Below are 17112 nucleotides of genomic sequence, written 5' to 3'. Positions count from 1 at the left end.
AGAGTGGGAAGCTGGGCTTCGCCGGCTCTCGCCGAGCTCAGGAAAGGCAGGCGAGATCGCGCGTCGACAATTGTGCGAGACGAGCGTGGAAGACGCTCAGTCCGAGCGACAGGGGAAGGTGGGAGCAAACCTGCGAGACGCCGGCAGCGCAGACGGCAACAGCGCGCGGGGTCCGCACGCTGGAGGAACAACCAATGCCGTAGGAAGAAATGCAGCGCATGCCGAGGTCGGATCTCATCAATTGGATACCGGACCAGTATATACCACCTGTTTTTTTCGTCAACCGAGCTGGACTGGGGCGCGAACGGCGCGCCCCGCCAGCGACGGGCGGCTCAGGCGGGGAACTCTTCCTCGCGGTATTCCACGCCCTGCCCTTGCGCCTGCGCCGTCCCGGCGGCGCGCCCGGCTTCTTCCTTGCGCAGCTCGACGCGCCGGATCTTGCCCGAGATCGTCTTGGGCAGCTCGCGGAACTCGATGCGCCGGATGCGCTTGTACGGCGCCAGCCGCTCGCGCGCAAACGCGAACAGCGACGCCGCCAGCTCGCGCGAAGGCAGGACGCCCTGGCGCACGGTGACGAAGGCCTTCGGCACCGACAGCCGCAGCGGGTCCGGGCTCGGCACGATCGCCGCCTCCAGCACGGCTTCGTGCTCGATCAGGACGCTCTCGAGCTCGAAGGGGCTGATGCGGTAGTCCGAGGACTTGAACACGTCGTCGTTGCGCCCGACGTAGAAATAATAGCCGTCCGCGTCGACCGTGGCGGTGTCGCCCGTATGGTAGTGGCCGGCGCGCATGACCTGGGCGGTCTTCTCTTCGTCGCCCTCGTAGCACATCATCAGGCCCAGCGGCGCCGGGTCGAGCGAGAGCGCGATCTCGCCTTCCTCGGCGGGCTGCTCGTCGATGTCGAGCAGCGCTACCCGGTAGCCCGGCAGCGGCCGGCCCATCGAACCGGGCTTGATCGGCTGGCCCGGCGGATTGCCGATCTGGCAGGTGCTTTCCGACTGGCCGAAGCCGTCGCGGATGCGGATGCCCCAGGCCTGCTCCACCTGCTCGATCACCTCCGGGTTGAGCGGCTCGCCGGCGCCCACCAGCTCGCGCAGCGGCGGGCGCCAGGCGCTCAGGTCTTCCTTGATCATCATGCGCCACACCGTCGGCGGCGCGCACAGCGAGGTCACGCCGCAGCGCTGGATCGTGTCGAGCGCGGCCTTGGCGGAGAAGCGCTCGTAGTTGTAGACGAAGATGGCGGCGCCCGCGTTCCAGGGAGCGAAGAAACAGCTCCAGGCGTGCTTGGCCCAGCCCGGCGAGGAGATGTTCCAGTGGACGTCGCCCGGCTGCAGGCCGATCCAGTACATGGTCGACAGGTGGCCGACCGGATAGCTCTGGTGGCTGTGCAGCACCAGCTTGGGCTTGGCCGTGGTGCCGGAGGTGAAGTACAGCAGCAGCGGGTCGGTGGCGCGGGTCTCGCCTTCCGGGGTGAAGACGGACAGGACGTCGCGGCTGTCGGCGAAGTCGCGCCAGCCGTCCGGCTTCTCGCCCGCCGCGGCGCCCACGGCGATGCGGGTGAAGCTGCCCGCCATGCCCTCGAACTTGTGCGCCTCGGAGGCCTGGGCGATGACGTGCCTGACACGGCCGCGCTCGAGCCGGTCCTGCAGGTCGGCGCCCGAGACCAGCATGGTGGTCGGCACCAGCACGGCGCCGAGCTTGATCCCGGCCAGCATGATTTCCCACAGCTCGACCCGGTTGGGCAGCATCAGGAGCACGCGGTCGCCGCGCTTGACCCCGCATAACTGCAGGTACTCGGCCACCTGGCACGAACGCGAAGCCATGTCCGCGAACGAGATCTTCTGCTCGAGGCCGTCTTCTTCGACCACCCACAGCGCGGTGGCGTGGTTGTCCCTGGCCATCTGGTCGAAGTAGTCCAGGCCCCAGTTGAAGGCGTCGAGCTGGGGCTGCCGGTACTCGCGGTAGGCGGTGTCGTAGTCGAGGCGGTGCTGTAGCAGGAAGTCGCGCGCTTGCAGAAAGCGCTGGGTCGGCGTCATGGTGTCTCCTGGTCGCTGAGTTGGCATGGCCGCGTTGGCCATGCCTGGCCATTTTGCCATGTTTGCAAACGCTGTTGTAGGGTAGCCGGGAGTAATTCAGGCCGGTGGCCTGCATGACAAACCGTCCACCCCACGAGCATCAGTCCCGCCTGAGGGCGGTGACGCGCATCTCGTCGCGCGGCTCCATCATGTCGATGACGCGGCAGTCGCCGCACATGCGCAGGCGGTCGAGGTGGCCGCTGAAGGCGGGATGCGAGGCCAGGCGGCCGAGCATGTTCTCGACCATCTGCAGGGTGCCGAAGGGCTGGTTGCAGCGGATGCAGTGGAAGGGCTGGGACTCGTTGAGCACCACGGCCTGGCTACGGCTCTCCATGAAGGACAGGCGCGGCGCGAGCGTGATGGCGTTTTCCGGACAGGTGCTGGCGCACAGGCCGCACTGGACGCAGTTCTTCTCGATGAAGCGCAGCAGCGGCGCGCCCTGCCCGTCCTGCAGCGCCCCGGCCGGGCAGGCGCCGACGCAGGACATGCACAGGCTGCACGCCTTGCGGTCGACCTCGATCGCACCGAACGGTGCGCCGGCCGGCAGCGCCACCTGCTCGGGCTTGACCGGCGCATGGCGGTGCAGGTGCTCGAGGGCGTAGTCGAGCGTGTTGCGCTTGTCGTTCGCCAAGTGGAACACGGCCGGCTCACCGGGCGTGCGGCCGCGCGGGGCGTGGCGCAGCGCCACCGCCAGTTCGTCCGGCGCATCCACGCGCAGCAGCTGGAAATGCGGGCCTTCGTAGCCGAGGCCGCCGAGTACCGCCTGGGCGATCTCCATCTGCTGGTCCAGCAGCGCGGCGTACTGGGGCGCCTCGCGTCCCGTCAGCAGCACCGAGATGCCGGCCGCGCCATAGGCCACGGCGGCGAACCAGACGTCGATGCCGGTCGAGGCGGTGTGCTGCAGCGCCAGCGGGATCACGCGCCCGGGCAGCGACTCGCCGAGCTGGGCCAGCAGCGCGGCGCCGTGTTCGGGGTCGTGCAGCACGAAGACCGGATCCTGCCCGCCACCCTCGCGGTAGGAACGCAGCGCCGCCTGCATGCGCTTGCCGGTCAGCGCCGCCGGCGGGAAGGCATAGCTGATGGCGCCGGTTGGGCAGGCCGTGGAGCAGGCGCCGCAGCCGGCGCACAGGTAGGGGTTAACCTTGATCCGGTCGCCGTCGTCCTGGATCGCCTGCGCCGAGCAGATCTCGATGCAGGCGCTGCAGCCCTTCTGGCCGTTGCGGCCATGGGCGCAGGTGCGTTCCTTGTACGCGAAATACTTGGGCTTCTCGAAGTCGCCGACCATCTCGAGCATGGCCTCGACCGCCTCGCCACGGGCGGCCTCGTCGTAACCGGGCGCGTAATAGCCGTGCGGGCGCTGGTGGCTGGGGATCAGGCGGCTTGGGCTGAGGTCGAGCACGAGGTCGAAGCGGCCCTGCTGGACCGGCTGCCCGGGCGCCTGCCAGCGCGCCTCAAAAGCGCCCAGCCAGCCCGCCACCGCGACGGTGCGCGCCACCTGGACCGGATAGGGGCGCACCGGCATGGTTTGCTGGCTGTCGAGCAGCAGCACGGTGACCGGCAGTGCGCCGGCGAGCCGGTCGGCCCAGGGCAGGGCCTGTTCGGCCGAGCCCACCACCAGGGTACGGCCGCTGGATTGGTAGCTGACCGTGATCGCCGGCTCGAACACGGGAATCGCATCGGCGGCCAGGATGGCAGCGCCCCGGGCCTGGACATTGCGGCCTTCCTGGACCGGGTCGAGCGGCGGATGATCGGTAAAGCGGATGTTCATGCGTTCCCTTGTCGTGTGGACGGCGGCGCCTGCTCGTGTTCCGTCACTGGCTGCTGTTCCTGTGCCTGCGCTGCCGCCGCCTCGGCCTGCTGCTGCCGGTCGTCGAACAGGCGCGTGACCAGGCCCTGCGCATGCTTGAGCGAAGCCAGCATGGCCGGGGTGAGCGGCGCCGCCTTGTTGTAGTCGTTCATGTAGATATCGAGCCCGTCGATCGCGTTGAAATGCGGATCGGCGAACAGTTTTTTGAGCGCCAGGCGCCGCACCGACTGGTCGACGCCCTTGGCCACGAAGGCGGAAAAGTCGGCGTCCGGGGTGAGCCGCGCCGCGTCTTCGAGGGTCGGCAAGGGTGCACGCGGCGCCGCTTCGGCTTCCTGCGTGGCGCCCGAGGGAGGCTCGCCCACGGGCACAGGGGACGCCGGGGCGCGCGGGTCTTCGGCCGGCGCGTCCCCGCCGGATGACTTCAGCCGCGCCCAGCGCCGGAAGAAACCTTCTTCGGACATGCTGGCTCCCCTCATCCGTGCTGGTGCCCGCGCCGTCCGCGGGGCTTGGGCTGGTAATGCTCGCGCAGGTAGCCGGCCACCCAGGCATAGATCTCGGCCGGCATGGCGACGCCGTCGGCCTGTTCGCCCGAGTCGAACATGCGCGTGCCCTCGACGTAGCTGACCGAGGCGCGCACCGGGATGGCCTTGCCCTCCTCCATGCGCCACAGCACGAACACCTTCGATTCCGGCGCCATGCAGTTCTCGTAATACCCTTCGTTCTCGTCGGTGTACAGCTCGAGTTCGAGGCCGGAGACGAGGTAGTAGTCGCGCTCCGGACTCTCGCTCAGCACCTGCAGGCGCGGCAGCTCGCCGCGGTCCGGCACCACGCCGACCGCCTCCCAGGCCTCGTCGGCCCAGCGGTGCTGCACCGCGCGGCGCTGCATGATCACCGCGATTGGCATGCTTCCCATCTTCATTGCTTGTTCGCCGTCTTGGGGCTGTGTTCCTTCTCCACCGCCGGTGCCGCGCCCTTGGGCACGGACCGGGTCTGCCTGGCCTTGACGTCCTCGCTCGGCGCCGCGGTACCCAGCTTTTCGCTCTTGATCGGGACGTTGGCCGCGTTCAGTGCCTGGGGACTGTAGGGCGCGGCGCCGGTGGCGGGCGCGGCAGCGGCGGTGCCGGGCGCCGCATTCGCCGGCGCCGCCGCCGGCATGCCGGCGTTGGGCGGGGTGACGCCCGGCGGCACCACGCCTGCCGCAGCGGCGGCACGGGCCGCGCCTGGCGGGGCGGCGCCAGGCGGCACCGGGTTGGCGACCTGGCCCGGCGCCATGCTGCCGGGTCCGGCCACGCCCGGGGCCAATCCCGGCGCGGTCCCCTGCCCCACCCCTGCGGGCGCGGCGGCAACCGTGGTCGGCGGCGTGATCTTCCAGCCCTTTGACGATGCCTGCGAGCGCCAGCGCGCGCTGACCGCGTCCATCGACGCTGCAAGCAGTTCCTTGTCCTTGGCCGCCTTGGCATCCGCGGCGGCCTTCTTGGCGGCGGCTTCCTGCTGCTGGGCCGGGGTCGGCGGCTTCAAGGCCGCCCAGCTGGACGCGCTGCAGGCCAGCAGGCCCGCCAGCACCCAGCGCAGTCGGCGATGTGTATTCGTGTTCATTGCTTGGCTCCCAATGTTCCCGGTGCGGCGGGGCCTTGCGGGGCCGCATTGGTGGCGGCCGGCGCCTCCACCGTGCCCGGCGCCGGCGCCGCCGGTTTGCCGTGGTCGCCGGGCTGGGTCTGGGTTCCCGGCTGTGGACCGGATGAGGGCGCCACACCCGAGGCCGGCCCTCCGCCGGTTTCGCTCGTGCTGCCGCCGAGCTGCGCTCCGCCGGTATTGCCGCCTGAACCGCCCGCAGTGCCCGGTTGCCCGCCGGCGTAGGTCGCGTCGGTGACCGGCTTGGCCGTGCTGGCGATGATGGCGCCGGCGGTGCGCCCGCCGGCCGTGACCTGGCCCGGGTACTTGGTCTGCTCGATGCCGCCCACGCTCGGGTTGCGGCCGCGGTCGCAGCCGCTGGCCAGCACCGCGAGCAGGGCCAGCGCGCCGTGGGTGATGATGGTGGATGCTTTCATGGTGTTCCTCGGTGTGCCTCAGGCGGCCGGGCCCGGACGGGGGCTCGGGCGGCCCGGCCTGGCGTCGGGATGCGGACGGTGCGCCGGGTCGGTCGCCGTGCCGTTGCGGACCTGCTCCAGCCACAGCGAATGGTGGGCGGCGGCCCAGTTCTCGTCGACGTGGCCTTCGCGCATGGCCTGGTAGGCGCCCGGCGTGCCCCAGGTGCCGATGTAGATGTGGCCCATGGCGGCGGCGATGTACAGGGCGGCGCCGCCGATGTGCAGGTAGTTCGCCACCTGCAGCACGTAGCGGGTCTGGCCGAAGGTGACGAAGTCCAGGATCAGGCCGGTGATCGACATGAGGATGCCCAGCAGGGTCACGCCGAGCCAGAACCAGGCCTTCTCGCCCGCGTTGAAGAAGCCGGCCGGCGGATGCTTGTGCGACACCAGCCCGCCGCCCTGCTTCACCCACTGCCAGTCGTTGCGGTTGAAGAAGTTACGGCGCAGGAAGGTGATGAACATCAGCACCGAGCAGACGATGAACAGCGGCCCGACGAAGTTGTGCAGGTACTTGGAGATGATGGCGAACCAGGAGAACAGGTCGTGGCCCATCCACGGCAGCATGATCTTCTTGCCGTACATGATGATGATGCCGGTGATCGCCAGCGCGATGAAGCTGTAGGCCGTGGCCCAGTGCACCTGGCGCTCCCATTTGGTGAAGCGCTTGATCTGGCGCCCGGATGCCGGCACTTCCTTGGCGGCGCCGACCGCCTTGTAGAACACGAAAATCAGGAGCGGCACGGCCAGCAGGATGAAGCCGGCGATGCTGGCGAGCGGGCCGTTGCGCAGGTGGCGCCAGGTGTTGCCGCCGCGCTGGACGATGACGTTGGCCTCGGTGGCGCCGTACTGGCCCAGGAAGTGGCGGTCCATGTGGACCCGGCCCGAGGCTGCGTTGGTCAGGCCCGGTTCCTTCACCACCGAATCGCCTTCGATCTGGAGCATGGTCTGCTCCTCGGCGTAGGCGGGCTTGGCGTCCTTGTTGGGTACGCCGGCCCAGGCGGCCGTCGACAGCAGTGCCAGCACCAGGCCAGTAATCAGCAACTGCGTCAGCAACAGCGACGCGCGCGAGGAAATGGCGTGCATGGTCGGCTCCTCAGGGGTTGGCCCGGTTGTATTCGTTCTGCTTCATGGCACGGTTCTGGACCGTCGCCGACCAGGCCAGCCTGTCATTGTGGAAGCGTTGCTGGAAATGGCGCTGGTCTTCCTTGCCGGCATATTCGCCGTGCAGCCAGCCGGGGAACTGCTCGACCTCGAGGCAGCCGGACAGCAGCAGCGGCAGCGCCAGGACACAGTAGCGGAATTTGTTCATGTTCATTGCACGATCCTCCCCGGGTCGTTCTGCACGTCGCCGACCTGCTGGTTCACTCGCGGCAGGTCGCCCTTGGCCTTGATCTCGCCACCGCGCTTGGGCCGACCGTAGGCGATCTTCCAGCCCCACAGCTCGGGACCGTAGCCGCGCGTCTCGACGCGCTGACGGTAGATGTCGGCGATCTGGTTCGCCTCGCCGCCCAGCAGGGCCTTGGTGCCGCACTGCTCGGCGCAGGCCGGCAGCTTGCCTTCGGCGATGCGGTTGCGGCCGTATTTCTTGAACTCGGCTTCCGACGTATCAGGTTCCGGGCCGCCGGCGCAGAAGGTGCACTTGTCCATCTTGCCGCGGTGGTTGAACATGCCGGTCTCCGGGAACTGCGGCGCGCCGAACGGACAGGCGTAGTAGCAGTAGCCGCAGCCGATGCACTGGTCCTTGCTGTGCAGGACGATGCCGTCCTCGGTGTGGTAGATGCAGTTGGTCGGGCACACCGCCAGGCAGGGCGCGTCGGTGCAGTGCATGCATGCCACCGACACCGAGCGCTCGCCCGGGATGCCGTCGTTGATGGTCACCACCCGGCGCCGGTTGATGCCCCAGGCCAGTTCGTGTTCGTTCTTGCATGCGGTCACGCAGCCGTTGCAGTCGATGCAGCGCTCTGTGTCGCAGATAAATTTCATTCTCGCGGCCATGCCGTTCTCCTCCGCTCTGCTCAGTTGAAAGCGCTGCGCCTCAGGCCTTGACGACCCGGCACTGCGATACCTTGGTTTCCTGCATCATCGTCACGGCGTCGTAACCGTAGGTCCAGCCCGTGTTGCAGGCCTCGCCGCGCACCGTCGGTGCCCCGCCTTCCGGATAATGGCGCTCGAGGTCCTCGCCCATCCACCAGCCGCCGAAGTGGAAGGGCATCCAGACCAGGCCGATCGGCACCCGCTCGGTGACCATCGCCATCATCTTCAGCCGCGCCCCGGTCGGAGTCTCTACCCAGACGTAATCGCCGACCTTGGCCGCGATCTGGGCCGCGTCGCGCGGGTTGATCTCGACGAACATGTTCTGCTGCAGCTCGGCCAGCCAGGGGTTCGAGCGGGTTTCCTCGCCGCCGCCCTCGTACTCGACCAGGCGGCCGGAGGTCATGATCAGCGGGAAGTCCTTCGAGTAATCGATCTCCTGCACCGACTTGTACAGGGTCGGCAGGCGCCAGAAGTTGGCCTTGTCGTCGTAGGTCGGGTACTTGGCGACCAGGTCGCGTCGCGGCGAAGCGAGCGGCTCGCGGTGGGTCGGCACCGGATCCGGGAAGTTCCACACGTTGCAGCGCGCCCGCGCATTGCCGAACGGGGCGCAGCCGTGGCCGATGACGACGCGGATGATGCCGCCCGACAAGTCGGTCTTCCAGTTCTTGCCCTCGGCCATCGCCTGTTCCTGGGGCGTGAGCTCGGCCCACCAGCCGAGCTTCTTCAGGAACACGTGGTCGAATTCGGGGTAGCCGACATCGAGCTGGCTGTCCTTGTTGGTCGAGCCGTCGGCGGCCAGCAGCGACTCGCCGTTGTGCTCGACGCCCCAGTTGGCGCGGAACGGCAGGCCGCCCTCGGCCACCGACTTGTTCAGGTCGTACAGGATCGGCGTGCCGGGATGTTTCATTTCCGGCGTGCCCCAGCACGGCCACGGCAGGCCGTAGTAGTCGCCCTTGCAGGGACCGTCGTCGGCGCGCAGGGTGGTCGGATTGAAGGTGTGCTTGTTCTCCATGTGGAGTTTCAGGCGCTCCGGCGAGCAGCCGGTGTAGCCGATGGTCCAGCAGGAGCGGTTGATCTCGCGCAGGATGTCCTCGACCACCGGCTCGTTGAGCACCACCTTGATGTTCTTGCACAGTTCGTTGTGGAAGCCCAGCTTCTTGGCGAACAGGTACATGATCTCGTGGTCGCTCTTGCACTCGAACAGCGGCAGGATGACGCGCTCGCGCCACTGGATGCTGCGGTTCGAGGCGGTGCACGAACCCGAGGTTTCGAACTGCGAGGCGGCCGGCAGCAGGTAGACGCCGTCGGTGCGGCCGTGCATCGAGGCGGTCATGCTCGGGTAGGGGTCGATCACCACCAGCATGTCGAGCTTCTGCATCGCCGCCTTCATGTCCGGCAGGCGGGTCTGGCTGTTCGGCGCGTGGCCCCAGTAGAACACCGCGCGCAGGTTGCTAGGCTGGTCGATGTACTGGTTTTCTTCGTTGACCGCGTCGAACCAGCGCGACACCGTGATGCCCGGCTTTTCCATCAGCTCCTTGGAGCCGAAGCGCGACTTGATCCATTCGTAGTCCACGCCCCAGACGCCCGCGAAGTGCTTCCAGGCGCCCTCGGCGATGCCGTAGTAGCCGGGCAGCGAATCGCCGTTGGGGCCGACGTCGGTGGCGCCCTGCACATTGTCGTGGCCGCGGTAGATGTTGGCGCCGCCGCCCGGGACGCCGATGTTACCCAGCGCCAACTGCAAGATGGACAGCGCACGCACGTTGGCGGTGCCGACCGTGTGCTGGGTGATGCCCATGCACCAGACCACCGAGGAAGGCTTGTTCTTGGCCAGCATCTCGGCGGCCATCTTGACCGAGGCTTCCGGCACGCCGGTAATGTCTGAGACTTTATCCGGGGTCCATTTCGCCACTTCCTTGCGCACGTCCTCCATGCCGTAGGTGCGGGCCGCGATGTATTCCTTGTCCTCCCAGCCGTTCTGGAAAATGTGCCACAGGATGCCCCATACCAGCGGGATGTCGGTGCCGGGGCGCACCCGCACGTAGTGGTGGGCGAAGCGCGCGGTGCGGGTGAAGCGCGGGTCGATCACGATCATCTTCGCGCCCAGCTCCTTGGCGTGCAGGAAGTGCAGCATCGAGATCGGGTGGGCCTCGGCCGGGTTGGAGCCAATGAACATCACCGCCTTGCTGTGGTGCAAGTCGTTGAAGGAATTGGTCATCGCCCCGTAGCCGAAGGTCTGGGCCACGCCCGCGACCGTGGTCGAGTGGCAGATGCGCGCCTGGTGGTCGCAGTTGTTCGAGCCCCAGAACGAGACCCACTTGCGCAGCAGGTAGGCCTGTTCGTTGTTGTGCTTGGAGCTGCCGATCACCATCAGCGCGTCCGGCCCGGATTTCTGGCGCAGCTCGATCAGCTTGTCGCCGATCTCGTTGATGGCCTGGTCCCAGGACATGCGCACGTACTTGCCGTTCACCAGCTTCATCGGGTAGCGCAGGCGGTGCTCGCCGAAGGCGTGCTCGCGCACCGAGGCGCCCTTGGCGCAGTGCGCCCCCATGTTGATGGGCGAATCGAAGGCGGCTTCCTGGCGCACCCAGACGCCGTTGGCCACCACCGCGTCCACCGAGCAGCCCACCGAGCAGTGGCTGCAGATGGTGCGCTTGATCTCGGTGGGCACCGGGGCGTCCGGCGCCTGGTCGGCCCGGGCCGGTTCGATCACGTTCAGCGGCAGCTGCCGGGCCAGGGCGCCGGCGCCGGCGGCGACACCGGCGCCGACCAGGAAGCGGCGCCGTTTGAGTCCGCTGTCGCGGACGGACTTCACGAGGGACATGCTGGTTCTCCCGTTGTGCTCACCAGTAGGCGGCGGTCTCGTAGTAGCGGCGGATGTGCTCGGTTTCGTGGTAGCCGCGCTTGACCTGCGGCTTCGCGGCGGGCTGGGGCGCCGGCGCATCGGCGGCCTCGGCCGTGCCTGCCACGACGGCCAGCGCTCCCAGCGGCGCGGCCTTCAGGAAGCCGCGGCGGCTGGGGTCCGGCACATCGTGCCCGGCGCCTGCGGCCGGCTTGCCGTCCTGTCCGTGTTCAAGTAGCTGCGGATGCTGTTCCATGCTGTGCCTCGCTTCAGTTAAACCATTGATTCAGTGAGCGCTTCCCCGACCACGAAGGCTTCGGCTTCGATGGCGAGGAAGGCGCCGGCCAGGCGCGCGACCAGCCGGTAGTAATTGGCGCCCTCGCCTGATGCGATGTCGTCCAGGCAGCGCTCGTACCAGGGCGCGATGTGGACCTCGAAGAAGGCCTGCTGCCGCGCGAGCGGCTGGCGCGCAATGCCGGGGGCGCCGGTGATCAGGACGCGCATCGTCTCGCACAGGGCGCCCAGGTGGTCTTCGAATTCGCCGACGCCGCGCACCCGGCCTATGCCGAAGCGCGCCAGGTCGGCGCGCAACTCGGCCAGCGGGGTGTCGTTCATGAAGCCGGCCAGGTAGCGCGAGCCGTAGGGATTGATCGGCGGCGTGCCGACGCTGATGAAGAGCGCGTCGAACTCCTCGGACACCGCATCCGGGTCCATGACGCCCGAGGCCAGGCTCAAGGCTTCCCAGGCCTGTTCCAGGGCCGGATCGCCTCCTTCGGAAAGGATGGGGTCGGCATGCGCCAGCGCGTCCAGCAGCGCGCCGTCCGGCGCCGCCAGCAGCAGGCGCGACAGCAGCGCGTACAGATCGGCGCGCGCCTGGTCCTCGCCCGACAGCGGTAGCGGTACGGCGACGGTGATGGCGGGGTCGGGGGGACGGTTGATCGACGGCGCGTCAGGGTGGGACACGTGCTGCTCTCCTGTTGGCAAAGGGTCACCAGCAGTGTAGCCCTCCAGCGCGGCAGGCCGCGCACGGTTGATGACACGGTGCTATCAAATCATGCTCAACGCATGCCCAGGGCATGCATGAGGGTGCGGATCACGTAGGCTACCGCCGACAGGGTAAATACGCCGCCGAGCCAGAGTGCCGCCAGCCAGGCCAGGCGCCGCAGCCATTCGCGCCGGGTCGCCTTTCGTGGCCCGACCATCAGTGATACCCCGCGTCGGCCTTGACCTTGCCCCGGAACACCCAGTACGACCAGGCCGTGTACATCAGGATGATGGGCAGGATGAACAGGGTGCCGACCAGCGCGAAGCCCTGGCTGCTGGGCGGCGAGGCCGCTTCCCAGATCGAGATCGCGGGCGGCACGATATGAGGCCAGATGCTGATCGCCATGCCGCTGTAGCCGAGGAAGATCAGGGCCAGCGCCGCCACGAAAGGCACCCGGTGCGGCATTTGCTCACCCCGGCGCTTGAGCGAGCGCAGCAGCAGCACGATGAACACCGCCACCAGCACCGGCACCGGCGCCAGGAACACGATGTTCGGGAAGCTGAACCAGCGCGCCGCCACCGCCGGGTCGCGCCAGGGCGTCCAGATGCTGACGATGACGATGGCCGCGAGCAGCATCAGGGCCAGGGGACGCGCCACCTGGATCATGCGCGCCTGCAGCTCGCCCTCGGTCTTCATCACCAGCCAGGTGGCGCCCAGCAGGGTGTAGGCGATCATCACCCCGAACCCGGCCAGCAGCGGGAAAGGTGCGATCCAGTCGAGCGGCCCGCCGGCATAGCTGCGCCCCGACACCGCGATGCCGTCGAGAAAAGCGCCCAGCGAGACGCCCTGGAAGAAGCTGGCCACCACCGAGCCGCCGATGAAGGCCTTGTCCCACAGGTGGCGCTCGTGCTCCTTGGCCTTGAAGCGGAATTCGAAGGCCACGCCGCGGAACACCAGGCCGACCAGCATGAAGATCAGCGGCAGGTAGAGCCCCGACAGGATGATCGAATAGGCCACCGGGAAGGCCGCCAGCAGCCCCTCGCCGCCCAGCACCAGCCAGGTCTCGTTGCCGTCCCAGACCGGCGCTACCGTGTTCATCATGGTGTCGCGGTCGCGTTTTTTCGGGCTGAAGGGAAACAGCAGGCCGATGCCCAGGTCGAAGCCGTCCAGCAGCACGTACATGAAGACGGCGAAGAAAATGATGATCGCCCAGATGACGGTGGTGTCAATGCCCATGGCCGGGTTCCTCCTTGTCGCGGCCGAGGCCGTCCGGGCTGGCCTCGCCCTCGTCGTCGTCGTTCTGCACGTCGGCGGCCGACAGCGGCCGGCTGGGCGTGCGTTCCTCGCCCGGGCCGCCTCGGGCCGGCGTATGCAGCTCGAAGCGCTGCGGCCCTTTGCGCATCATGCGCAGCAGGTAGACGGTGCCGGTGCCGAACACGAAGATATAGGCCACCACGAACAGGGCCAGGGTCAGGCCGAGCTCGGCGGCGCCATGCTTTGATACCGCATCGGCCGTGCGCAGCACCCCATACACGACCCAGGGCTGGCGGCCCACCTCGGTGGTGGTCCAGCCGGCCAGGATGGCGACCAGGCCCGCCGGACCCATCCAGAGGGCGAAGCGCAGGAAGGGGCGCTTGTGCCACAAGCGCGCCTCCCCTCCCCGCTTGCGCCGCAGCCACAGGCTCCAGGCGCCGAGCGCGATCATGAGCAGGCCCAGGCCTACCATCAGGCGAAAGCTCCAGAACACGATCAGCGAGTTCGGCCGCTCGTCGCGCGGAAAGTCCTTGAGCCCCGGGAACTGGCCGTTCCAGGAATGGGTGAGGATCAGGCTGCCCAGGTGCGGAATGCCGACCGCGTACTTGGTGCGTTCCTCTTCCATGTCGGGCACGCCGAACAGCAGCAGCGGGACCGCCTTGTCGCCTTCGTTCTGCCAGTGCCCTTCCATGGCCGCCAGCTTGGCCGGCTGGTGCTTCAGGGTGTTCAGGCCGTGGAAGTCGCCCACCACCGCCTGGATCGGCGCCACCAGCAGGATCATCCACATCGCCATCGACAGCATCTTGCGCACCGCCGGGTTGTCGCGGCCCTTGAGCAGTTGCCAGGCTCCGGTGGCGCCGACGATCAGGGCCGTGGTGAGATAGGCGGCGATCACCATGTGCAGCAGCCGGTACGGGAAGGACGGGTTGAAGACGATCGCCAGCCAGTCGGCCGGGACCATGCGGCCGCCCTCGATGGCATAGCCCTGCGGGGTCTGCATCCAGCTGTTGGCGGCCAGGATCCAGGTGGCCGAGATCAGGGTGCCGACCGCGACCGCGCAGGTGGCCCCGAAATGCAGGCCCGGGCCGACGCGGGTCCAGCCGAACAGCATCACGCCCAGGAAGCCGGCTTCGAGGAAGAAGGCGGTGAGCACCTCGTAGGACAGGATCGGCCCCATGATGCTGCCGGCGAACTCGGACAGGTAGCTCCAGTTGGTGCCGATCTGGTAGGCCATCACGATGCCCGACACCACCCCCATGCCGAAGCAGACGGCGAAGATCTTGAGCCAGTAGTGGTAAAGGTCGACGTAGACCTGGCGCTTCGTGCGCAGCCAGCACAGCTCGAGCACGGCCAGGTAGCTGGCCATGCCAATCGTTATCGCCGGGAACAGGATGTGGAAGGACATCGTGAACGCGAATTGCACGCGCGCCAGATCCAAAGCGGACAAACCGAACATGCGGGCCCCTTTTGCTCGTCGTACTCCGTTGTGGTGTCCAGAATCTAGCATGCGGGAAGGGTGCGCACGCTTGGCGATGTCGATTTGATACGCCAAAGCTTCGCTTCGGCCGCATGCGAGTCGCTTTTCATGCATGCGCAAGACCGGGCCTGCTTTCGGCGTCGAAACCTTTCCCTCCCACAGAAAACTTGGGGTCACTGATCCATATTAATGACCCGTCAGATCGATCCTGCCGACTCAATCCACTCGTCTATATTGGCTGACGATTCGAGCCCGGCGGCAGCCGGAATCCTGTGTATCCAGCATGCATGCGGACTCGCGATCCGGCGGCCCGGCCTCCGCCCTCGCCACGCGGTGGAGCGGGCCATCCATCGATCGTCGATGTGAAAGGAGATGGTCATGACTCAACATCAGAACCACGCGGCGGCAACGCGGATCGCGGCGCGCGCCGGGGAAGCGGAGGTGCTGGTCACTTCCTCGGCCATGCCGGCCAGCTTCCGCGAACTGCGCCAGGAGGCCGATGCGGCCGCGGTCCGGCAACTGTTCGGGACCGCACCGGCCCGGGCCGGCCAGCCCGAGCCCGAACTGAGCGGCACCGGTTTCACCTATCGTCACGACTGGGGCGCGCGGCGCGGCCGGTGGGTGCTGCGCCTGAACTGGGATGTCATCCAGCCCCCCTCCCGGGTCCTGGTGGCGATCGGCGAAGGCGTGCCGGGCGGCCCGTCCGCCGGCAAGTTCATCGGCGCGGCCCGCTACACCCTGCACAACGTCGCCTCACGCTGGAACGGCGTCGACATCTGGGTCGACATCGCGTGGAGCAGCGACATCTCGCTCTACGCCGATTACCTGATCATCAACCCTTGAAGCGCACCAGGAGATTCCCATGGCACCAAATGATCGTCTCGACCAGGACGCAGCACTGCTCCTCGACCCCGGAACGCAGGAGCGCGCGGATTCATCAAGCACCAAAGGCCCCTGGGCCGTCGCCGAAGCGAGCGTCGGCACGGAAGGCGTGCAGCCCGCGCTGCAAGGGAACGGCTTTACCTACCGCCACGACTGGGGCATGCGCCGCGGCGAATGGCTGCTGCGGCTCAACTGGGACCTGATCCAGCCCGGCTCGCAGGTCTTCGTGGCCATCGGCGAAGGCGTGCCCGGCGGACCGCCCGCCGGCAAGTTCATCGGCGCGGCCCGCTACACCGTGCACAACGTCGCCCCGCGCGGGGGCGGCGTCGACATCTGGGTCAACATCGAGTGGAGCGCCGACATTTGGCTCTACGTCGACTACCTGGTCGTCAACCCGCCCTCGGCGCCCCCTGGCCTGCGCACGGTCTCGGTCACGGTGCACCGCCACAGCAGCGTAGCCCTGAGCGAAGCCGAGGCCGACCGGATCCTGGCCGACATGGGCACGATCCTCCAGAACGACGACAGCGGGCCGGACGTCACGACCCCGGTCCGTTTCGTGCGCAACGGCGCAGTCCGGCTGCTGCCGGCGAACATCCCCGGCACCATCCAGACCTCAAGCGACCTGAATGCCCTCCTGACCGCCGGCAGCGGGGTCAAGATCGTGCAGGCCATCCGCTGGTGCGGCGGCCCCGGCGACGGCATCATCGGCTGCGCCCCGGTCGGCAGCGCCTCGGTCAACGTGGCCGCGGTGCGCTTCACCGCCAACCAGGAAGGCCTGATCTGGGTGCACGAGTACGGCCACAACTGCGGCCTGCCCCACCGCACCGACGACCCGCGCGCGGTCATGTACCCGTCCGTCGGCGCCGACCACAACGTGGTCAACGCGGCCGAGTCCTCGGCGTACCTAGCAGGCCCGCTCAGCATCAGCGGCAAGGTGATGGCCGCCGGCGGCTGCTCCTGCGGTGCGGGCGGCCTGGCGCTGCCTGCCGACGTGCGCGACTTCGTCTCCCAGCACTGGATCGAGGGCGTGCCATGGGAGCTGGCCTCGCAGTACGGCGAGAAGGACGCCCGCCTGCTGCTGGACTGGCTGGTGAACGAGCCGGAGAAGCACGAGGAGTTCCTGACCCAGATCGTGGCCACCCTCGGCTACATCGGCAGCGAGATCGCGGTCCAGCCGATGATCGACTTCGTCGAAAGTGCGCGCGCCGGCCGTGCCGTGTTCAATGCCAGGAACACGGCCCTGCTGCGCCTCGGCGACCTGGCCAACCGCTCCGGCAGCCGGGCGGCGCTCGATTTCCTGGCGCGGGTCGCCGGCGACATGGACCTGGCGCGCACGCTGGCGGCGCCCCAGGCCAGCGCCGAGCTGCAGGCGGCCAAGGCGCTGCAGGACGTGGTGGCGCCGAGCCTCGACACCCTGGCGGCCGAGCTGGCGGTGTCGGCCACCTTCGGCCTGGCGCTGGCGGGCACGGTGCAATCGCAGCAGGCCGTGGAAGCGCTCAAGGGGAACGCCGACGCCTTCGCGACCGTGAACCAGGCGGCGCAGGAAGCCGCCGAGATCGCCGCGACCGTGCGCGCCAAGGGCCGGCAGGAGTATTACAGGATGAAGGCGGAACACCGGCATCACCTGTAATCGGGCTTGTATTTTGGAAATGAAACCCGCGGACGCGGCCTT

At 68.2% G+C, this 17112-nt stretch carries 17 protein-coding genes; 2 read left to right on the top strand and 15 right to left on the bottom strand.

Annotation, left to right across the window (positions count from 1 at the left end):
- Positions 1-332: 332 nt before the first annotated feature.
- From ACK6C6_RS07765 to ACK6C6_RS07695, 15 genes are all read right to left on the bottom strand, one after another.
- On the bottom strand, positions 333-2036 hold the full coding sequence (locus ACK6C6_RS07765; RefSeq protein WP_409266712.1) for an AMP-binding protein: 1704 nt from the start codon (positions 2034-2036) through the stop codon (positions 333-335).
- 139 nt (positions 2037-2175) lie between these two features.
- Positions 2176-3843 carry a 4Fe-4S binding protein gene (locus tag ACK6C6_RS07760; protein WP_409266711.1) on the bottom strand — a complete coding sequence of 556 codons (1668 nt, stop codon included), beginning with the start codon at positions 3841-3843 and terminating at the stop codon, positions 2176-2178.
- Complete coding sequence (locus ACK6C6_RS07755; protein ID WP_409266709.1) at positions 3840-4343, bottom strand: DUF3306 domain-containing protein; 504 nt, start codon at positions 4341-4343, stop codon at positions 3840-3842. Before ACK6C6_RS07755 ends, ACK6C6_RS07760 begins: the two co-directional genes overlap by 4 nt.
- 11 nt (positions 4344-4354) lie before the next feature.
- Positions 4355-4795, bottom strand: a complete 441-nt coding sequence (locus ACK6C6_RS07750; protein ID WP_409266708.1) for a DUF3305 domain-containing protein — start codon at positions 4793-4795, stop codon at positions 4355-4357.
- A gap of 2 nt (positions 4796-4797) precedes the next feature.
- Positions 4798-5478: a hypothetical protein gene (locus ACK6C6_RS07745; protein WP_409266706.1), complete on the bottom strand. Its 681-nt coding sequence runs from the start codon at positions 5476-5478 to the stop codon at positions 4798-4800.
- A complete protein-coding gene (locus ACK6C6_RS07740; protein WP_209586215.1) occupies positions 5475-5930 on the bottom strand; it encodes a hypothetical protein in 456 nt (151 codons plus the stop codon). Before ACK6C6_RS07740 ends, ACK6C6_RS07745 begins: the two co-directional genes overlap by 4 nt.
- 18 nt (positions 5931-5948) lie before the next feature.
- Positions 5949-7052 (bottom strand): formate dehydrogenase subunit gamma, encoded by a 1104-nt coding sequence (locus ACK6C6_RS07735; RefSeq protein ID WP_209586214.1) that lies wholly within the window; start codon positions 7050-7052, stop codon positions 5949-5951.
- A gap of 10 nt (positions 7053-7062) precedes the next feature.
- Complete coding sequence (locus ACK6C6_RS07730) at positions 7063-7284, bottom strand: hypothetical protein (protein WP_229412972.1); 222 nt, start codon at positions 7282-7284, stop codon at positions 7063-7065.
- Entirely contained in the window at positions 7281-7964 is a 684-nt protein-coding gene (gene fdh3B / locus ACK6C6_RS07725) for a formate dehydrogenase FDH3 subunit beta (RefSeq protein WP_200879948.1), read from the bottom strand. Before fdh3B ends, ACK6C6_RS07730 begins: the two co-directional genes overlap by 4 nt.
- Positions 7965-8004: 40 nt before the next feature.
- Positions 8005-10944, bottom strand: a complete 2940-nt coding sequence (locus ACK6C6_RS07720; protein ID WP_409266704.1) for a formate dehydrogenase subunit alpha — start codon at positions 10942-10944, stop codon at positions 8005-8007.
- Positions 10844-11098, bottom strand: a complete 255-nt coding sequence (locus ACK6C6_RS07715) for a twin-arginine translocation signal domain-containing protein (protein ID WP_409266702.1) — start codon at positions 11096-11098, stop codon at positions 10844-10846. The genes ACK6C6_RS07720 and ACK6C6_RS07715 overlap by 101 nt, the downstream gene beginning before the upstream one ends.
- Before the next feature lie 17 nt (positions 11099-11115).
- Entirely contained in the window at positions 11116-11805 is a 690-nt protein-coding gene (locus tag ACK6C6_RS07710) for a molecular chaperone (protein ID WP_409266701.1), read from the bottom strand.
- A gap of 95 nt (positions 11806-11900) precedes the next feature.
- Positions 11901-12044: a DUF2474 domain-containing protein gene (locus ACK6C6_RS07705; protein WP_409266700.1), complete on the bottom strand. Its 144-nt coding sequence runs from the start codon at positions 12042-12044 to the stop codon at positions 11901-11903.
- Positions 12044-13063, bottom strand: coding sequence for a cytochrome d ubiquinol oxidase subunit II (cydB, locus tag ACK6C6_RS07700; protein ID WP_209586211.1), 1020 nt, complete (start codon positions 13061-13063; stop codon positions 12044-12046). Before cydB ends, ACK6C6_RS07705 begins: the two co-directional genes overlap by 1 nt.
- Positions 13053-14537 (bottom strand): cytochrome ubiquinol oxidase subunit I, encoded by a 1485-nt coding sequence (locus ACK6C6_RS07695; protein WP_409266699.1) that lies wholly within the window; start codon positions 14535-14537, stop codon positions 13053-13055. The genes cydB and ACK6C6_RS07695 overlap by 11 nt, the downstream gene beginning before the upstream one ends.
- A 399-nt stretch (positions 14538-14936) precedes the next feature.
- On the opposite strand from ACK6C6_RS07695, the gene ACK6C6_RS07690 reads away from it, so the two are divergent.
- Positions 14937-15401 (top strand): hypothetical protein, encoded by a 465-nt coding sequence (locus tag ACK6C6_RS07690; protein WP_409266698.1) that lies wholly within the window; start codon positions 14937-14939, stop codon positions 15399-15401.
- A gap of 19 nt (positions 15402-15420) precedes the next feature.
- A complete protein-coding gene (locus tag ACK6C6_RS07685; RefSeq protein WP_409266696.1) occupies positions 15421-17070 on the top strand; it encodes a hypothetical protein in 1650 nt (549 codons plus the stop codon).
- The last annotated feature ends 42 nt before the right edge of the window (positions 17071-17112 follow it).

The organism is Massilia sp. BHUDP2 (genome assembly GCF_046236355.1).
In the GTDB taxonomy this organism is placed as follows: domain Bacteria; phylum Pseudomonadota; class Gammaproteobacteria; order Burkholderiales; family Burkholderiaceae_D; genus Telluria; species Telluria varians.
The sequence above is the reverse complement of the archived record's forward strand: the minus strand, read 5'-3'. Positions and strand labels throughout refer to the sequence as shown.